Source organism: Dokdonia sp. LLG6352-1, from assembly GCF_045055815.1.
GTDB classification, from domain to species: Bacteria; Bacteroidota; Bacteroidia; order Flavobacteriales; family Flavobacteriaceae; genus Dokdonia; species Dokdonia donghaensis.
On sequence record NZ_CP159329.1, the window covers coordinates 2,280,959 to 2,296,327 of the forward strand.

Consider the following 15,369-nt stretch of genomic DNA (forward strand, 5'->3'; position numbering starts at 1 on the left):
AGATATAAACAAACATTCAATAATCATCAATTAAATTTTATCTATGAAACTATCACACATAATACTCTCAATTTTTGCACTTCTAGTTTTTGCTAGTTGCGATAATGAAGATGTAGACGATTTAAGTCAAACTACAACAGCAGATCTTATTGCCGAAGAATCAAATCTTTTTGACCTTTTAGATCAGGTAGTAAAAGATGATCCCAATGAAGTAGACATTACGTGTATCGACTTTATATACTCTTTTATTGTAATAGTGTATAATGAAGACTTGCAGATAATATCATCGCAAACAGTATCTAATGATGGAGAGTTTAGTACTATACTGGGCAATATTGAAGCAAATCAGTTTATAAATGTCAGTTTTCCTATCACGAGTGAGCTAGAAGACGGGACTACTTTTCAAGTAAATAATAAAGAAGAGCTAGAAGCGGCTATACTTGCTTGCAAGGCAGAAGAGGAGGAAGAACTCATAAATGAGTGTACTGGGTTATTCCTAGAGTGCGTATGGGAGGTAGCATTACCAGATGATGTAGCTTTTAGTACATATACAAATGCTGTTTTTGATAATAAAGATGATGGTACTACAGATTTATATTACAGAGGAGTCTCTTATAATGGTACTTGGACGGTCTATTTAATAGAAGGTGAACTTCATATAAACATTAACCTTCAAGGTGAAGGTGATGTGCAGTCTGCTTGGAATTTTGATTGGAAAACAGTCATCCAGAGCAACGATACTATGACAATTACAAATGATGAGGGTGTCTCCTTTGTGCTCAATAAAGAATGTGATGAGGCAGACTATTGTAAAACTTTAGACTTTGAGAGTTGTATTATAGATGGAGAAGCTTCATTTACATTATCAGATTATGATGATTGTGTCATAATTATAGCGGCACCACAACAAGAAGTAGATGAGGTTACGGGTGAAGTATCACCACTAGTAGAGTGGGGTATTACCTACTATGCTTCTCAAAGTGATGCAGATGCAGCAATTAATGTACTTGCAGATCAATATATTATAAGTGCTATAGCGGGAACTCAAGTAGTTTATGCCCGTATTGAAAACCCAGATACACTTGAGTATACAGTTGCTACTATAAACTTAATTCCAAGAGATTGTGAATAGGTGAGGCTATAGCAGTACTGAGTAAGCGACATATATGATATGGCTATCTTTATAGGTAGCCATATTTTTTTGGTTCTTTTTTATAGAATCTACATCTGTTAATCTGTGCAAAACCGCTTCAAATTCTTAAATTTGCAACCTTTACATACTACCAGAAAACTATGTTTGATAATTTAAGTGATAAGTTAGATAAAGCCCTCCACGTCTTAAAAGGACACGGAAGCATTACAGAAGTAAATGTAGCCGAAACTCTTAAGGAAGTACGTCGTGCGCTTATAGATGCAGATGTTAACTTTAAAACTGCCAAAGAATTTACAAATCGTGTAAAACAAAAGGCACTAGGATCTGACGTATTAACGACTCTTCAACCGGGTCAATTAATGGTTAAGATAGTAAAGGATGAGCTTACAGAGCTTATGGGAGGTGATGCTGCAGGCATAAACCTTTCTGCAACTCCGTCTATTATCCTTATGTCTGGACTGCAAGGTTCTGGTAAAACAACCTTCTCTGGTAAACTGGCAAACTTTCTTAAAACTAAGAAAACTAAAAAACCACTTCTAGTAGCCTGTGACGTATATCGTCCAGCGGCAATAGACCAGCTACACGTAGTGGGAGACCAGATTAAGGTAGATGTATACTCAGACCGTGATGAGAAGAATCCTGTAAAAATTGCTCAAGATGGTATCGCTTTCGCGAAAGCAAACGGTCACAACGTAGTAATCATTGATACCGCAGGTCGTCTAGCAGTAGATGAAGCAATGATGAAAGAAATAGCAGATGTACACAATGCTATACAACCACAAGAGACACTCTTTGTAGTAGACTCAATGACAGGTCAAGATGCTGTAAACACAGCAAAAGCCTTTAATGATATTCTTAACTTTGACGGAGTTATACTTACAAAGTTAGATGGTGACACACGAGGTGGAGCCGCAATCTCTATAAAATCTGTAGTAGATAAACCTATTAAGTTTATAGGTACAGGAGAAAAGATGGAGGCTATAGATGTCTTCTACCCTTCTCGTATGGCAGACCGTATCTTAGGTATGGGAGATGTTGTCTCACTAGTAGAGAGAGCACAAGAGCAGTTTGATGAGGAAGAAGCTAGAAAGCTTCAAAAGAAGATAGCAAAGAACCAGTTTGGTTTTGACGATTTCTTAAAGCAAATCCAGCAAGTAAAGAAAATGGGTAATATGAAGGACCTAATGGGGATGATCCCAGGTGCCGGAAAAATGCTTAAGGATGTAGATATAGATGACGACGCTTTTAAACATATAGAAGCAATCATACACTCTATGACACCAGGAGAACGTGAAAACCCTTCTACTATAAACGCAAGTCGTAAAAAACGTATAGGAAAAGGATCTGGTACCTCTGTACAACAAGTAAACCAGTTGCTCAAGCAGTTTAACCAAATGAGCAAAATGATGAAAATGATGCAAGGCGGCGGTGGCCGAAAGATGATGCAGATGATGAATCAAATGAAATAAATTATAGACAAAGGCATCCTTAAAGGATGCCTTTGCTCTTTTATATACCTAACTAATCAAAATAATAAGTAGTCACTTATGGTAATTCTCGACGGTAAAAAAACCTCAAACGACATTAAAAACGAAATCAAAGCCGACGTTGATAAAATGAAGGCAAATAACGAGAAGGTACCTCACCTTGCTGCAGTAATTGTCGGTAATGATGGTGCTTCTCTTACTTATGTAGGTAGCAAGGTACGCGCTTGTGAGCGTGTAGGCTTTGAGTCTACTATGGTGCGTATGCCTAATACCACTAGTGAGATAGAGTTGCTAGACAAGATTGAAGAACTTAATGATAATGATGATATAGACGGTTTTATCGTACAGTTACCATTACCACCACAAATTAATACTCAAAAAGTACTACTAGCAGTAAATCCAGATAAGGATGTAGATGGTTTTCACCCTACAAACTTTGGAAAGATGTCACTAGATATGAGTACGTTTATACCTGCAACACCATTTGGTATATTAGAACTTATGGATCGTTATGGTGTAGAGACTAAGGGTAAACATACTGTTGTAATAGGTCGTAGTCATATAGTAGGAAGACCTATGAGTATCCTTATGGGGCGTAAAGGTTTTCCAGGAAACTCTACGGTGACATTAACGCACAGTCACACAAAAAATATAACTCAGATTACCTCGCAAGCAGATATTATTATTACCGCATTAGGTGTCCCTGGTTTCCTTAAGGCAGAGATGGTAAAAGATGATGCAGTAATTATAGATGTAGGTATCACACGTGTGCCAGACGAGTCTAGAGAGAGAGGGTATTACATCACAGGTGATGTAGATTTTGATGCTGTAAGTAAGAAAGCTAGTTTTATTACCCCAGTACCTGGTGGAGTAGGACCTATGACTATTGCTATGTTGCTTAAAAATACATTACTAGCAAGAGAGCGTCACAGAGCAATGTCTAAAAGTAAATAATTAATTATGCTTTGCTGCTCCAAAAAATATGGGGATAGCAATCATAAGCATAGTAGCAATGCCCAGTAGCGTTGCAATCCAGTTGTAACGCTTTGTAAACAGCCTAGATAGCGCATAAATAGTAATGCTTGCAATGCCTATAATAACAGGTATGTATACAATAGACTGTGAAGACTTCTGTAGCGTTCCATAATCGCTGTATGATAGCATTAAGGAACTTAGAAATATAAAAAAGCCCAAGGTGATTAGATTCCACTTTGGGCTTTTGCTTTTTTGACTAAAACTCATATTAATTGTAAGCTTTTACATCTGTAAAGTAGAGCCTAAAACTACCATCTTCACTTTTGTGATCTGTAGCAATCTGTAAGCCATTTATATCTTCATAGCCTTCAAAAGTGGTAATCATAGACGGCTCGCTAGCATTTGCTTTTCTAAAAACCCACTCTGTGATACGGTAATCATCACCGTAGTAAAAATCATAAGCATCTCCTGGTGTATAACCACCTTCATCACCATAAAGTAAGGTAAGTTTATTGCTACGCTTTCGCGAAAGCGGACTCATAGCACTATCATTTACAGTTACTGTTGTCCCTTCATCCCATAATATCTGGTAAGGTGCTAGTAGCCAGTATTTGTCATTTATAAAACCTTGATCTGCCGCCATTGAGGTACTGTCTACGCTTGCACGATTGTAAGTAAAGGTATCGCTGCCAGCGGTCATTGTGACTTCATTTTGTTTTGGTTTCCAGGACCAAGAACGTTTTGCGACGGTATTACCACCGCGATCTACATTAAAGGTGAAGTCTAGCTGTGTTACCTTATCCCAGTTTTCTATACCGTTTGCATAAGCAATTTTTTCGGCTTCGGTAGTGGGTGTAAATGTTGCTTCTGCCTCATCTTGAGTAGCTGTTGCTGTTTTTGAATTTTCATTACAACTTATCGTTATAGCAAAAAGAGATAGTAATGCGATGTATTTTTTCATAGTGGTAGTTTTCTGGTTCAAAAATAATCAAAAAAAAAGCCCCATACCTTATGTATGGGGCTTTGATAGCTGTAGTGTACCTTATTCTACTATAAGAACGTTATCTGTAGCTGTTTTGTTAAGTGGGCAGAAGTATACGTACTCACCTTTTTTAAGTGTAGTTGCGTTTGAGCTACCTGTCGTATTGTTGGGTACAACGGCAGTTACATAAGCCGTTTTAATGTGATTTTCTGGATTTGAAATGTCTTTACCTTTTGGTACTAAAACAAACCCTACATCTGTACCTACGTTGTTATTTGCAATAGAGAAGGTGTAAGTTCCCTCATTTACAACAATTTGTTTTTGAGTAAACTCACCTTTAGTTTGCTCTAAGGCAATAACTTTTGTAGGAGCGTCTTTCATCATTTTATCTTGCGCTTGTGCTGCAAATGTTACAGATAAAAGTAAAACGAACATTGAGATTAATTTTTTCATAGCAATTTTTTTCTTTTTTTGATTTTTAGCCTTCAATTAGGAAGCTTTGTTATTAATAACCTCTTTGACGCTGGTTTTACAATGCACTTACAAGTTTTATAGAACTTTAAGAGTAAAACGCTGTAACCTATTTAAAATGAGTGTATTTAATTTTTATTTTTTTTAAATGTAAGATCCATAACAGGTGTTTGTATCGTATAATAATTGTAAATGCTATTTGAGCGTATAAGGTTTCGTTTATAATAGATTAATAAATAGCCATCATTATCTATACCCTCCTCTGGATAACAAAAGGTCTTAGCACAATATGCTAAGACCTTTTCTAATTTTAAACCATAAAAAAGCCTTTCTTATTATAGAAAGGCTTTTTGTTTATATGTATAGATGATTAGTCTACTGCGTTCTCAACATCGTCTACTGCATTTTCAACAGCATTACCTACTTTTTCTCCAGTTGTTTTTTCTCTACAGCTAGAGAATGAAAGTGTAAATATGGCTACGGCTACTAGTGTTAAAAATTTCTTTGTCATAATGTTTGATTTTAATGGTTACTTGTTTTTTTTTTGATAATGTTCTTCTATGTAAAAGGAAGTTGTCATTCATTATCTTGAATTAAAAGTACATTGGTTTTTGAGCAACCCGTTTTGACTTAACGATATTTAACATCAAAATCATAAAAAAATAAAAAAGACGCTAGCAAGGTAAATGCTAGCCTTATTACCATCTTTAATTTTGAGATGTTAGATGTAGCGACCATTTTTTTACACCAGCTTGTAGTTTATTTGCGGCTCTATACAATTGCATTGCTCTTTTGTCTTTAGGTTGATACAAGTCCTCAAGGGTATTACATAGAGATAATATCTTTTCTACACGTTCTTCTATGGTGTTTTTAAAAAACAATTTTTTGCCATAATCTACTGTAATAGAAGCTTCGGCGATGGTCATAGGTAATGATAATGCGCTGGTAGAAATATTTTCTGTAAGGTGTGCAGCTAGCTTTCTTTGCTTCAAGCATCTCCATTTACTGGCGCATAAATTGTTTTTAGACAGCTTTCGCGAAAGCATAAAAAATGCTACTGCATCTGCATACAGCGTGCATCTAGAAACATCCTTAGTGTTTGCAAGTTGTATGTCTTTAAAAGTTACCATCAGTAAGGTAAAAATACAAGCTTGAGTTGATAACTCTATTTAGATTTTTAAGTGAAAAAATTGTTTTACTTAATAATAAGTGTATTTTTAACTATAAACTTTAAATACTATGATTGATTCTTTAAATAATCGCATTTTACAATGTTTGCAAGAGGATGCTAGGCAGTCTAATACTGCTATAGCAAAAAAGGTGGGCGTGAGCTCCCCAGCAGTGGGTGAGCGCATACGTAAAATGGAAGATGCAGGTATTTTACAAGGGTATAAAGCAATAGTTAATCCAGAGGCAATGGGCTATCAACTTAAGGCTATAATAACGATACGAGCATTTATGGGTAAGCTTAAGCCATTTATAGAAAATGTAAAAAAATGGGAAGAGGTAGTAAACTGTTATCGTATTACTGGTAATGAGAATATAGTGATGGAAGTTGTACTACGTAACCAGAAGCATCTAGAAGAGCTTATAGATAGAGTGATTACCTATGGTGAGTCAAAAACCCAGATTGTATTATCTCACGTAGTGTCTTATAATCCTATTGTTAAATAAGGTCATCATCATCTCCATCATCCCAGTCGTCTTCTAAGTCTCTTAAGAAGGACTTACTGTCAAAACTCATTGTATCTACAGGATCATCATAAGATACTCCAGGTGGATTAAATAATCCCCAGCGATCTATGATAAAGTTTTTTGTACTAAAAGACTGCACCCACTTTGCAAAGAGTGGTCTAAACTCTTCGACTGCATCATAAAGTAGTTCTAAGTACTCTGCTTCTTTATAACCAGAGGCTTGTAATCCCTTACTATCTGCAATAATTTCTTTTGCTGCTTTGCGTATTATGGTCGCATTTTCCATTTTATGATCGTAAAGATCAGTACTATCTGCCGTAGCGATTTCTGACGGAATAAGAAGTGCATTTTCCATCATTTGTCTCGTGTATCGTTCGTACAATCTAAGCTTATAGTGAGTGCTAGGATGAGGGTCGTCAAGGTGTATGCCCTCTATAATATGCTCTACAAGGTGCAGTATTACAAGAGCTTGTTTAAAAACAGGTAGTTTTCGCCACTCGTCTAGTTCACTGTTAAAACGTTCATCTTCGTCATTTATCATAAATTGGCTAGTAAAGTTGGTAATATTAGATCCAATCGGTGATAATTACCTCGAGGTTCCTTATAAATGTACGGCTTATTTGGCTTCTAAGTTTCTTGTAATGCCGTATGTAAGGTACTTTTCGACAAGTAGATATAAACACCCGATGAGCGGATAGCTTTTTCTATTTTAAAAAGTATTTGTACGTATTGCGACACAGTTGTAACTACTTAATTTATGTAAATATGATATCCTGCAGCTCTCTAGAGTAAAAAATACAACAGATTAATACTGTTAAAAACTCCGTTATTTTTTGTCGAATTATATAGCCGGTATCTTTGTATAATTATGCTATTTTTGCCTATGCAAAATAACGTTCTCATCTTAGACTTCGGGTCTCAATATACGCAGTTAATAGCACGACGTGTGCGTGAGTTAAATATCTACTGCGAGATTAAACCATTTAATAATCAGCCTAAGGACTTATCTTCTTACAAGGCAGTAATCTTATCTGGGTCTCCACACTCTGTACGTAGTGAAGATGCACCGCATCCTGACCTTTCAGAGATAAAAGGGAAAAAACCCTTACTGGGCGTATGTTACGGAGCGCAATACTTAGCACAATTTTTTGATGGAGAAGTAGGGCAGTCTAACACACGTGAGTATGGTCGTGCAAAACTGTCTAAGGTAGAAGAGGGCGAAACTTTTTTAGAAGGAGTATCTACGGGTAGTCAAGTATGGATGAGTCACAGTGATACCATAAAAAAATTACCAGCAGGAGCAAAGCGCATAGCCTCTACCCACGATGTAGAAAATGCAGGGTATAAAATAGAAGGTGAAGATACCTATGGTATACAGTTTCACCCAGAGGTATATCACTCTACAGATGGGAAGAAAATATTAGAAAACTTCTTAGTAAAAATCGCTGGTGTAGCACAAACCTGGACACCAGATGCCTTTGTAGATACCACTGTGGCAGATCTTAAGGATAAACTTGGAGAGGATCGCGTGATACTTGGTCTCTCAGGAGGTGTAGATAGTACTGTTGCAGCGACACTACTACATAAAGCAATAGGAAAAAACCTGTATTGCATCTTTGTAAATAACGGTCTATTACGTAAAGATGAGTTTACTCAAGTACTTAAACAGTATGAAGGTATGGGGCTCAATGTAAAAGGAGTAGATGCTTCGGCACGCTTCTTGGAAGCACTTGAGGGAGAAAGCGACCCAGAGACAAAGCGTAAGGCTATAGGTCGTGTTTTTGTAGAAGTTTTTGATGATGAGAGCAAGCTCGTAGAAAATGCAAAGTGGCTTGGGCAAGGAACCATCTATCCAGATGTGATAGAGTCTGTAAGTGCAACAGGAGGTCCTAGCGCTACCATAAAATCTCACCACAATGTAGGAGGTTTACCAGATTATATGACACTAGAGGTAGTAGAACCTCTTAGAATGTTATTTAAAGATGAAGTGCGTAGAGTAGGAGCAAGTATGGGATTATCTCCAGAGCTTTTAGGGAGACACCCTTTTCCGGGACCTGGTCTAGCTATTAGAATACTAGGTGGTATCACTGCAGAGAAAGTACGCATACTACAAGAGGTAGATCATATATTTATAAGTGGTCTTCGTGAGTGGGGATTATATGATAAGGTATGGCAAGCAGGAGCAATGCTTCTCCCAGTAAACTCTGTAGGAGTAATGGGTGATGAGCGTACCTATGAAAAATGTGTAGCATTAAGAGCTGTAGAGAGTACAGATGGTATGACGGCAGACTGGGTAAATCTTCCTTACGAATTTTTACAAAAAGTGTCTAACGATATAATTAATAAGGTAAAAGGCGTTAATAGAGTAGTATATGACATAAGCTCTAAGCCACCAGCCACTATAGAGTGGGAATAAAATATGAATATGACTAAATATATTGCAGCAATAGCGGTTGTTTTTTGTTTCGCTTTCGCGAAAGCGAACTCAACCACAGCAGTTTCAAAAGCATCTAGTAGCTTTTTTCAAAAATTTATATCTCACCAAGTAAAAGGAGGTGAGACTGTAAAGGATATTGCAAAGAAGTACGGTATAAGTGAGAAGGAAATTACAAAGCTCAACCCAGATGCCAAGAAGGAAATTTATGACGGTCTAGTTCTTATTTTACCAGCCTCTTCACAAGTAACCACGCAAGTTGTAGAACAAGATAATCTTACCTTTAAGACACATAAAGTAAAACGAAAGGAGACGCTTTATAGTTTATCAAAACGTTATGGTGTGCCTCAAGATGTTATAAAGAGATATAACAAGCGTTTATATAGTGAGACTCTTAGAAAGGGCGATAAACTACGTATCCCAACTAACTATAAACCAGAAATAGTTACCGAGTCTGTAGTATCACTTCCAGAGTCTACAACAGCCGCACTAGAGCGAACCACACATAAGGTAATTGCAAAAGAGACTAAATACGGTATTGCCAGAAAGTACGGTATCACAATAGCAGAACTGGAGCAGGCAAACCCACAAGTAAAAGATGGTCTTAAAATAGGCGACGTGATTAATGTGCCTAAGGCAAACTTTGCAGAAAGTACTATTATTAATAATGAAAAGTATGCTTTTTATGAAGTTAAGAAAGGCAATACAATGTATAGCTTGCTACGTTCTTTGAACCTTGAAGCAGATGAACTTTTAACGCTTAACCCAGCATTAGATGAAGGTCTTAAGGAAGGTATGATACTTAAAGTACCTAAGGGAAGCCCAGGGTCAGATAATCCTACACCTGCATATGGCGATACCTTTACGCAACCAGAGGTAATGATAGCACCTGGAAAGAAGGGTAGTCTTGAAACTAGCCTAACAGATTTTTCGACAAAACGAATAGCGGTAATGTTACCTTTTGGTATAAACCGTGTTTCAAGTGATAATATAGAGACTAATGAGGATTTACTTAAAAATGATCGTATACTACGTTTATCATTAGATTTATATAGCGGTATCCTTATGGCTGCAGAAGATGCAAAAAAGTTAGGTATATCTGCAAGTATAGATACTTATGACACAGCATATAACCGTAAGGATGGGAAGGCAGTAAATGCTAGAAAAGTAGAGACTATTATACAGTCTAATGATTTTAATGGTGTAAATGCCGTAATAGGACCTCTTTTAGGAAGTAATATAGATCGCGTTTCTTCTATGTTATCCTCGCGTAATATTCCTGTAATATCCCCTATATCTAATAAGGTAATCGGGCGCGGTAATATATTTGTCTCAAAACCTAACGATGTATTGTTAAGAGACAAAATGCTATCATTCCTCAAAGAAAATGGAGAGGGCAAAAATATTGTCATTATTGCAGATGCTAAAAACGGAAGTACAAAATCTAAAATTAAGGTACTTTTCCCAAATGCTAAGACTGTTGCCCCTAGATCTGGAGATAAAGGTTACTTTTTATATCCAGATGATATCCCGAGTCAACTCTCAGACGAGCTTGAAAACTGGGTGTTCTTAGAGTCTAACGATGTACCATTAATAAGTAATGTTACGACTAACCTAAATGCTCAAGTGGGGGTTCGTAAGATCGTATTACTCACAACAAATAGAGGTAGTGCATATAATAGTGACGAGATACAACACGAGCACTTAAAAAATCTTTCATTTCACTTTCCATCAGTAGAGAAGGAATATAAGTATAAAGATGTAAAAGCCTTTGTAGATAATTATGAGACTAAGTATGGAGTGAGTCCAAGTAAAGAAGCCATACGTGGTTATGATCTTATGTATGACACACTACTACGTCTAGCTTATGCTCAAGACTTATATAGTGCAGCTTCTTCTGGAGTAGAGACAGACTACGTAGAGAATAAATTTAAGTATGATAGAAGAGGTGCAGGTGGTTTTTCTAACCAGGCAGTGTACTTAATAAAATATACAGACACGTTGCAACTTGAAGAAGTCGTGACAACATCTTTATTAGAAGACTAGTTGAAGTTGATTATAAACTATAATAAAAGGGCGATTGAGTTATCAATCGCCCTTTTATTTTTTTATGTAGTACAATCTATAATCCACCGTTGGCCTGTAGATCTTGAATACATAAATCATCAAAATCTGGTATGCTTTCTATTGAGCTTGTATTAAAGGAATTTGTTACCGTCTGAAAATACATAAGGCAGTCCTCTACATTGCAATGTCTAGTGTTATCTAAATCTTCGTGACCAGATAAATCTGGCGTTCCTATATTCACAAGACCAAATATGTGTCCAAACTCGTGACGTATAGTAGAGGTCTCTATAAGTGTTCTATTAATAGGTGTAGTAGAGTTATTTGCAAGTTCAATAAAAGTTTTCTCATAAATAACCATAGAAGTATTTCTATACGCAGAGCCTAGTACTACAGAGTTACCGCTGTCTCCCTCACTGCGCTCGTCAGAAAAGAAAAGCCACACGCCTAGTTCATCACCATTGTTAAACACCGTTCTATTCGCATCCTCAATAGCTACTATCTCGTTTATATCATAAGGTCCAGTTTCATCTGTTGTTATAATAGATTCTACCATTGTAATGCCGTCTGGTTTATCCAGTCTTTCTTCTAAAAATGGTAAGAGTAAATCTAGGGTTTGCTGTGTAGGTCTAAAACCTTGTGGGTAAGCTATCTCTACACGCACACTTGTAAAGTCCTCACTAGATAGTAGTTCTGCAGCAGAGCTTCCTAGAGGTTGTTGGTTTGCGGCATTTTCATTTGTTTCTGGAACAGTTGTTGTTTCATCGTCACTACAACCTAATGCGATAGTAAGGATAAGTATTAAAAATGTGAGATATTGTGAGGGTTTCATATGTTATATGTTCTATATTTATGGCTATAATTTAATCGTAAAAATGATGAAAAAATTACTTTTAGCCATATTTTTTATTTCTTCTCTGACTATTCAGGCTCAAGATACTAGTTATCACGAAGATGTACTTGCTTATTTTAAAGTAAACGGAACAGAGGCGCAATATAGTAATGCTACAGATGGTCTTTTTGATCTTCTTAAAAAGCAATACGAAAGTCAGAATGTGCCAGAAACAGTCTGGACAGAACTAAAAGCAGAAACTCCAAAACAAGTAGAACGCATTTTAAATATGCTCGTATCTGCATACAGAGGTAGCTATAATCAAGAAGATATACAAAATATGCTTGCCTTTTATGAAACTGGTACGGGACGACAGTTACTTGCAGACAGAACAGCCTTAAGCTATGAGCAGCAAAAAGAGGCCTCTGTATTTTACAATACACCTACTGGTCAAAAAATATTAATGGTAGAACCAGATATCGCACAAAATGTAGGTGAGATTTCTCAAATATGGAGTAGAGATTTATATCGCTCTATGGTAGATAAACTTGCCGAAAAGGGATACTCTATGTAAGCGATAGCCTTGCAAGATAATCATAATGATCACCTTCAAAAATGAGCTCACACTTGAGCTCATTTTTTTTTGCATACCACTCAAGCTTTGCATAATCTAGATATAACCAGTCAAAAGTGTCTCCCTGTACACCCTTGTAACTCATACTATAAGTGACCTCACCATAATAATCACGATGTGTATCTACCCAGAAACCACCATCTTCGTCTTCAAACATATAGGCTATATCAGAACCATCTATGAGAATTTGCCCTTCAGGCGATAGAAGTGATTTGAGATGTTTTAAGTAGCTATCTATTTTCTGCACTTTTTCAAATATTCCCGTGCCGTTCATTAGTAATAGTAACGTGTCATAAGTGCCCTTGTGATCAAGTATAGCCTCGTGTATAGAATTTCTAAGACCACGCTTTCGCGAAAGCGTAACAGCCCCCTCACTTATATCAATACCAGTGACATCAAGACCTTGCTCTTGTAACCAGAGACTATGGCTACCGGCACCACTGCCTATATCAAGCGTTTTACCATTAGAAAGTTCTAAAGCTTTCTGTTCAAGTAAGGGCATTGCTTTAAAATCTCTGAATAGATAAGGAACGGGTATCACATCATCTTCGGCTATAGAGGAGTGTACCACAATATCTTCTGTATACTCATCATTCATAAAATCAAGAAGCGCTGCCCCAAAAATATCTGCCTTTGTACCCATACCTTTATTATTACCTTTGCGCGATGGAAGAAGTATTAAAAAGCCTCCCACAGCTGGCCAAAGATAAGCAGAATGAGAACAAAAAATTCTTTGCAAAGCTGCGTAATAAACCGCCAAAAAAACTTGACTACATAATGCAAGAATTGCACGAAGAGGAGTTTGAAAGAACAGACTGCCTTACGTGTGCAAATTGTTGTAAAACCACGGGACCTTTATTTACAGATAAGGACATACAGCGTATTTCAAAACACTTCAGAATGAAGGAATTTGATTTTATTAAAACTTATTTGAGAGTAGATGAAGATAAGGACTATGTGCTACAGGAAACCCCGTGTACTTTTCTAGGAGCAGATAATTACTGCTCTATATATGAGGTACGCCCTAAGGCTTGCAGAGAGTTTCCACACACGGATAGAAAAAAGTTTCAGCAAATCTCTAAGCTCACGTTAGAAAACGTAAAAATGTGCCCAGCTGCCTTTAATATCGTAGAAGAAATGAAAAAGCGTATTAAGTTGTAATAATATAACTTTAAAGCTATAAAGCCTTAGTAATTTCCATACCTCCAAAGACCGCAAGTATCCCTAGCGCAAAACTAGCGATAGCATAAAGTGCAAAGGTCATAAAGTCTCCAGATTTAAGAAATACGTGGTTCTCATAAGCAAAGGTTGAGAAAGTCGTAAACCCGCCACAAAATCCTGTAGCTAGTAGCAAAGCTGTATTACTAGAAAGCGAATTGTTTTTAAGCGCCCACCCTAAAATGATGCCTATAAGTAAACTACCCAGCACGTTTGCAGCAAAGGTCCCATAAGGTATTCCCGTCGTTGGGCTGTTGAGGTATTTACCTAATAGATATCTGGCTACACTGCCAGTGCCACCACCTATAAAAACGAGTAAGAGCGATTTCAAATTGGTTTATTTTATATCTTCTATAGGTACATAAATCTCTGTCACCCAGTTTGCAGGGTTAGGGTGATTTTGAGGATCTGTTACGTACACCTCAAATGGCTTTTCGCTTGATAAGGTGTATCCTTGATCTTGTACATATTGCATCGCTGTTGCCCAGGCTTCACCTAGGTTTACATAATTGCCACGTAAGGTTGCCTTTACAGCAGTAACCGTAGGCATATAACCACTAAAGACGTTTGCATCACCTGCAACAATTATTTTTTCTCTTACCGGTAAGGCATTAGTCATAATAACATCACCATTATCTAGCGTCTCATTATATATAGTAAATGGCATCCCACTTATTGCAATGTTGTTTTCATTCATAAAAGCAGTAATACCACCATAATTCTCACCCATTATTTGAGATACTTTATTAGCCTTTGCAGAGGTAGTTCTATAAAGGTAAAAACCGCCGCTGTATTGCGTGATACCATCTACATTAACAGTGTATTTTGAGATTTCTTTTCTGGCTGCAGCTTCCAGTCCTGTAAGCCCTTCATCATACATCGCCATCATATCACCATCAAAGTCCATACCTGTGATGGCATAGTATACCTTATCCATAAGTGTATGCTCTCCTTGTATTCCCCAGGTAACGATGGTTGCTAGTTCTGGTGTAGTTTCAAAAGTCCAGTAAACCTCTGGCTTGCGCTCTCCACCTGGAGTTTGTAAAGTCATATCCTGTTTTATAGAAGTATGAGGTATAGCCTCTGTAGTAGTCATACTGCCATCCATCTCACCTTGCCAGCTATATGAAGCTCCCTCGCCAGATGTTTTATCTGCATAGTTAAAAACCATTGTAGGCTCTTCTTTTTTCCAAGGTCCCCAGTCCTCCCAAGTTTTATACTCGTTTACAATATCATAAATCACCTCTTTTGGTGCATTCATCGTGCGTGTAGATTCTATTTGATAGGTGCCGTCTTGTGTACCAAAATAAATAGCACCTCCTATAACTACGATAAGAATAAGAAAGAGGAAGAATTTTAAAAATTTCATTGGTGATGTTTTGGTTTATGGGTAAAGATAATAAAATTCATCGTGTGGAATTTCG

General features: G+C 37.0%; 18 protein-coding genes. 8 read left to right on the top strand and 10 right to left on the bottom strand.

What is annotated here, in order from left to right:
* Positions 1 to 43 precede the first annotated feature (43 nt).
* The 3 genes from ABVM49_RS10215 to ABVM49_RS10225 all read left to right on the top strand — a co-directional run bounded on the left by ABVM49_RS10215 (position 44) and on the right by ABVM49_RS10225 (position 3,594).
* On the top strand, positions 44 to 1,132 hold the full coding sequence (locus ABVM49_RS10215) for a hypothetical protein (RefSeq protein WP_405201761.1): 1,089 nt from the start codon (positions 44 to 46) through the stop codon (positions 1,130 to 1,132).
* A gap of 161 nt (positions 1,133 to 1,293) precedes the next feature.
* A complete protein-coding gene (ffh, locus tag ABVM49_RS10220; RefSeq protein ID WP_405201763.1) occupies positions 1,294 to 2,622 on the top strand; it encodes a signal recognition particle protein in 1,329 nt (442 codons plus the stop codon).
* 78 nt (positions 2,623 to 2,700) lie between these two features.
* A complete protein-coding gene (locus ABVM49_RS10225) occupies positions 2,701 to 3,594 on the top strand; it encodes a bifunctional 5,10-methylenetetrahydrofolate dehydrogenase/5,10-methenyltetrahydrofolate cyclohydrolase (RefSeq protein WP_021778757.1) in 894 nt (297 codons plus the stop codon).
* On the opposite strand, the gene ABVM49_RS10230 is transcribed toward ABVM49_RS10225, so the two are convergent.
* The 5 genes from ABVM49_RS10230 to ABVM49_RS10250 form a co-directional block, all read right to left on the bottom strand.
* A complete protein-coding gene (locus tag ABVM49_RS10230) occupies positions 3,595 to 3,804 on the bottom strand; it encodes a hypothetical protein (RefSeq protein ID WP_405201764.1) in 210 nt (69 codons plus the stop codon).
* A 79-nt stretch (positions 3,805 to 3,883) separates the two neighbouring features.
* Complete coding sequence (locus ABVM49_RS10235) at positions 3,884 to 4,576, bottom strand: hypothetical protein (RefSeq protein WP_405201765.1); 693 nt, start codon at positions 4,574 to 4,576, stop codon at positions 3,884 to 3,886.
* Positions 4,577 to 4,657: 81 nt separating this feature from the next.
* Positions 4,658 to 5,050 carry a hypothetical protein gene (locus tag ABVM49_RS10240; RefSeq protein WP_021778760.1) on the bottom strand — a complete coding sequence of 131 codons (393 nt, stop codon included), beginning with the start codon at positions 5,048 to 5,050 and terminating at the stop codon, positions 4,658 to 4,660.
* 388 nt (positions 5,051 to 5,438) lie between these two features.
* Complete coding sequence (locus ABVM49_RS10245; RefSeq protein ID WP_021778761.1) at positions 5,439 to 5,579, bottom strand: hypothetical protein; 141 nt, start codon at positions 5,577 to 5,579, stop codon at positions 5,439 to 5,441.
* A gap of 196 nt (positions 5,580 to 5,775) precedes the next feature.
* On the bottom strand, positions 5,776 to 6,198 hold the full coding sequence (locus ABVM49_RS10250; RefSeq protein WP_405201766.1) for a hypothetical protein: 423 nt from the start codon (positions 6,196 to 6,198) through the stop codon (positions 5,776 to 5,778).
* A gap of 109 nt (positions 6,199 to 6,307) precedes the next feature.
* Between ABVM49_RS10250 and ABVM49_RS10255 the strand changes: the two genes are divergently transcribed.
* Positions 6,308 to 6,742 (top strand): Lrp/AsnC family transcriptional regulator, encoded by a 435-nt coding sequence (locus ABVM49_RS10255; RefSeq protein ID WP_021778763.1) that lies wholly within the window; start codon positions 6,308 to 6,310, stop codon positions 6,740 to 6,742.
* Here ABVM49_RS10255 and ABVM49_RS10260 read toward each other — a convergent pair.
* The gene (locus ABVM49_RS10260) at positions 6,735 to 7,304 is read right to left on the bottom strand and encodes a hypothetical protein (protein WP_405201767.1); all 570 of its coding nucleotides are present in this window, start codon (positions 7,302 to 7,304) and stop codon (positions 6,735 to 6,737) included. The two genes, ABVM49_RS10255 and ABVM49_RS10260, sit on opposite strands and share 8 nt — an antisense overlap.
* Before the next feature lie 342 nt (positions 7,305 to 7,646).
* Here ABVM49_RS10260 and guaA point away from each other — a divergent pair, with 342 nt between their 5' ends.
* Positions 7,647 to 9,179 carry a glutamine-hydrolyzing GMP synthase gene (gene guaA, locus ABVM49_RS10265; protein WP_405201769.1) on the top strand — a complete coding sequence of 511 codons (1,533 nt, stop codon included), beginning with the start codon at positions 7,647 to 7,649 and terminating at the stop codon, positions 9,177 to 9,179.
* 9 nt (positions 9,180 to 9,188) lie between these two features.
* A complete protein-coding gene (locus tag ABVM49_RS10270) occupies positions 9,189 to 11,243 on the top strand; it encodes a LysM peptidoglycan-binding domain-containing protein (protein ID WP_405201770.1) in 2,055 nt (684 codons plus the stop codon).
* A gap of 76 nt (positions 11,244 to 11,319) precedes the next feature.
* Here the strand turns inward: ABVM49_RS10270 and ABVM49_RS10275 are convergent, their stop codons facing one another.
* Positions 11,320 to 12,093: a hypothetical protein gene (locus ABVM49_RS10275; protein ID WP_405201771.1), complete on the bottom strand. Its 774-nt coding sequence runs from the start codon at positions 12,091 to 12,093 to the stop codon at positions 11,320 to 11,322.
* Between the two features lie 43 nt (positions 12,094 to 12,136).
* Here ABVM49_RS10275 and ABVM49_RS10280 point away from each other — a divergent pair, with 43 nt between their 5' ends.
* Positions 12,137 to 12,667: a DUF2059 domain-containing protein gene (locus tag ABVM49_RS10280; protein WP_405201772.1), complete on the top strand. Its 531-nt coding sequence runs from the start codon at positions 12,137 to 12,139 to the stop codon at positions 12,665 to 12,667.
* Here the strand turns inward: ABVM49_RS10280 and ABVM49_RS10285 are convergent.
* Positions 12,660 to 13,370 (bottom strand): class I SAM-dependent methyltransferase, encoded by a 711-nt coding sequence (locus ABVM49_RS10285; RefSeq protein WP_405201773.1) that lies wholly within the window; start codon positions 13,368 to 13,370, stop codon positions 12,660 to 12,662. The genes ABVM49_RS10280 and ABVM49_RS10285 overlap by 8 nt on opposite strands.
* Before the next feature lie 23 nt (positions 13,371 to 13,393).
* Between ABVM49_RS10285 and ABVM49_RS10290 the strand changes: the two genes are divergently transcribed.
* Positions 13,394 to 13,888 (top strand): YkgJ family cysteine cluster protein, encoded by a 495-nt coding sequence (locus ABVM49_RS10290; RefSeq protein ID WP_021778770.1) that lies wholly within the window; start codon positions 13,394 to 13,396, stop codon positions 13,886 to 13,888.
* 16 nt (positions 13,889 to 13,904) lie between these two features.
* Here the strand turns inward: ABVM49_RS10290 and crcB are convergent, their stop codons facing one another.
* Positions 13,905 to 14,276: a fluoride efflux transporter CrcB gene (crcB, locus tag ABVM49_RS10295; RefSeq protein WP_405201774.1), complete on the bottom strand. Its 372-nt coding sequence runs from the start codon at positions 14,274 to 14,276 to the stop codon at positions 13,905 to 13,907.
* Between the two features lie 6 nt (positions 14,277 to 14,282).
* The gene (locus ABVM49_RS10300) at positions 14,283 to 15,314 is read right to left on the bottom strand and encodes a GyrI-like domain-containing protein (RefSeq protein ID WP_021778772.1); all 1,032 of its coding nucleotides are present in this window, start codon (positions 15,312 to 15,314) and stop codon (positions 14,283 to 14,285) included.
* Between the last annotated feature and the right edge of the window lie 55 nt (positions 15,315 to 15,369).

What these genes read in the sequence shown, in the direction of transcription:
- ABVM49_RS10290 (WP_021778770.1), top strand. Translation starts at nt 13,394, where the DNA reads ATGGAAGAAGTATTAAAAAGCCTCCCACAGCTGGCCAAAGATAAGCAG.
- ffh (WP_405201763.1), top strand. Translation starts at nt 1,294, where the DNA reads ATGTTTGATAATTTAAGTGATAAGTTAGATAAAGCCCTCCACGTCTTA.
- ABVM49_RS10260 (WP_405201767.1), bottom strand. Translation starts at nt 7,304, where the DNA reads ATGATAAATGACGAAGATGAACGTTTTAACAGTGAACTAGACGAGTGG.
- ABVM49_RS10270 (WP_405201770.1), top strand. Translation starts at nt 9,189, where the DNA reads ATGACTAAATATATTGCAGCAATAGCGGTTGTTTTTTGTTTCGCTTTC.
- ABVM49_RS10235 (WP_405201765.1), bottom strand. Translation starts at nt 4,576, where the DNA reads ATGAAAAAATACATCGCATTACTATCTCTTTTTGCTATAACGATAAGT.
- ABVM49_RS10300 (WP_021778772.1), bottom strand. Translation starts at nt 15,314, where the DNA reads ATGAAATTTTTAAAATTCTTCCTCTTTCTTATTCTTATCGTAGTTATA.
- ABVM49_RS10230 (WP_405201764.1), bottom strand. Translation starts at nt 3,804, where the DNA reads ATGCTATCATACAGCGATTATGGAACGCTACAGAAGTCTTCACAGTCT.
- ABVM49_RS10285 (WP_405201773.1), bottom strand. Translation starts at nt 13,370, where the DNA reads ATGGGTACAAAGGCAGATATTTTTGGGGCAGCGCTTCTTGATTTTATG.
- guaA (WP_405201769.1), top strand. Translation starts at nt 7,647, where the DNA reads ATGCAAAATAACGTTCTCATCTTAGACTTCGGGTCTCAATATACGCAG.
- ABVM49_RS10225 (WP_021778757.1), top strand. Translation starts at nt 2,701, where the DNA reads ATGGTAATTCTCGACGGTAAAAAAACCTCAAACGACATTAAAAACGAA.
- ABVM49_RS10275 (WP_405201771.1), bottom strand. Translation starts at nt 12,093, where the DNA reads ATGAAACCCTCACAATATCTCACATTTTTAATACTTATCCTTACTATC.
- ABVM49_RS10240 (WP_021778760.1), bottom strand. Translation starts at nt 5,050, where the DNA reads ATGAAAAAATTAATCTCAATGTTCGTTTTACTTTTATCTGTAACATTT.
- ABVM49_RS10215 (WP_405201761.1), top strand. Translation starts at nt 44, where the DNA reads ATGAAACTATCACACATAATACTCTCAATTTTTGCACTTCTAGTTTTT.
- ABVM49_RS10255 (WP_021778763.1), top strand. Translation starts at nt 6,308, where the DNA reads ATGATTGATTCTTTAAATAATCGCATTTTACAATGTTTGCAAGAGGAT.
- ABVM49_RS10245 (WP_021778761.1), bottom strand. Translation starts at nt 5,579, where the DNA reads ATGACAAAGAAATTTTTAACACTAGTAGCCGTAGCCATATTTACACTT.
- ABVM49_RS10280 (WP_405201772.1), top strand. Translation starts at nt 12,137, where the DNA reads ATGATGAAAAAATTACTTTTAGCCATATTTTTTATTTCTTCTCTGACT.
- ABVM49_RS10250 (WP_405201766.1), bottom strand. Translation starts at nt 6,198, where the DNA reads ATGGTAACTTTTAAAGACATACAACTTGCAAACACTAAGGATGTTTCT.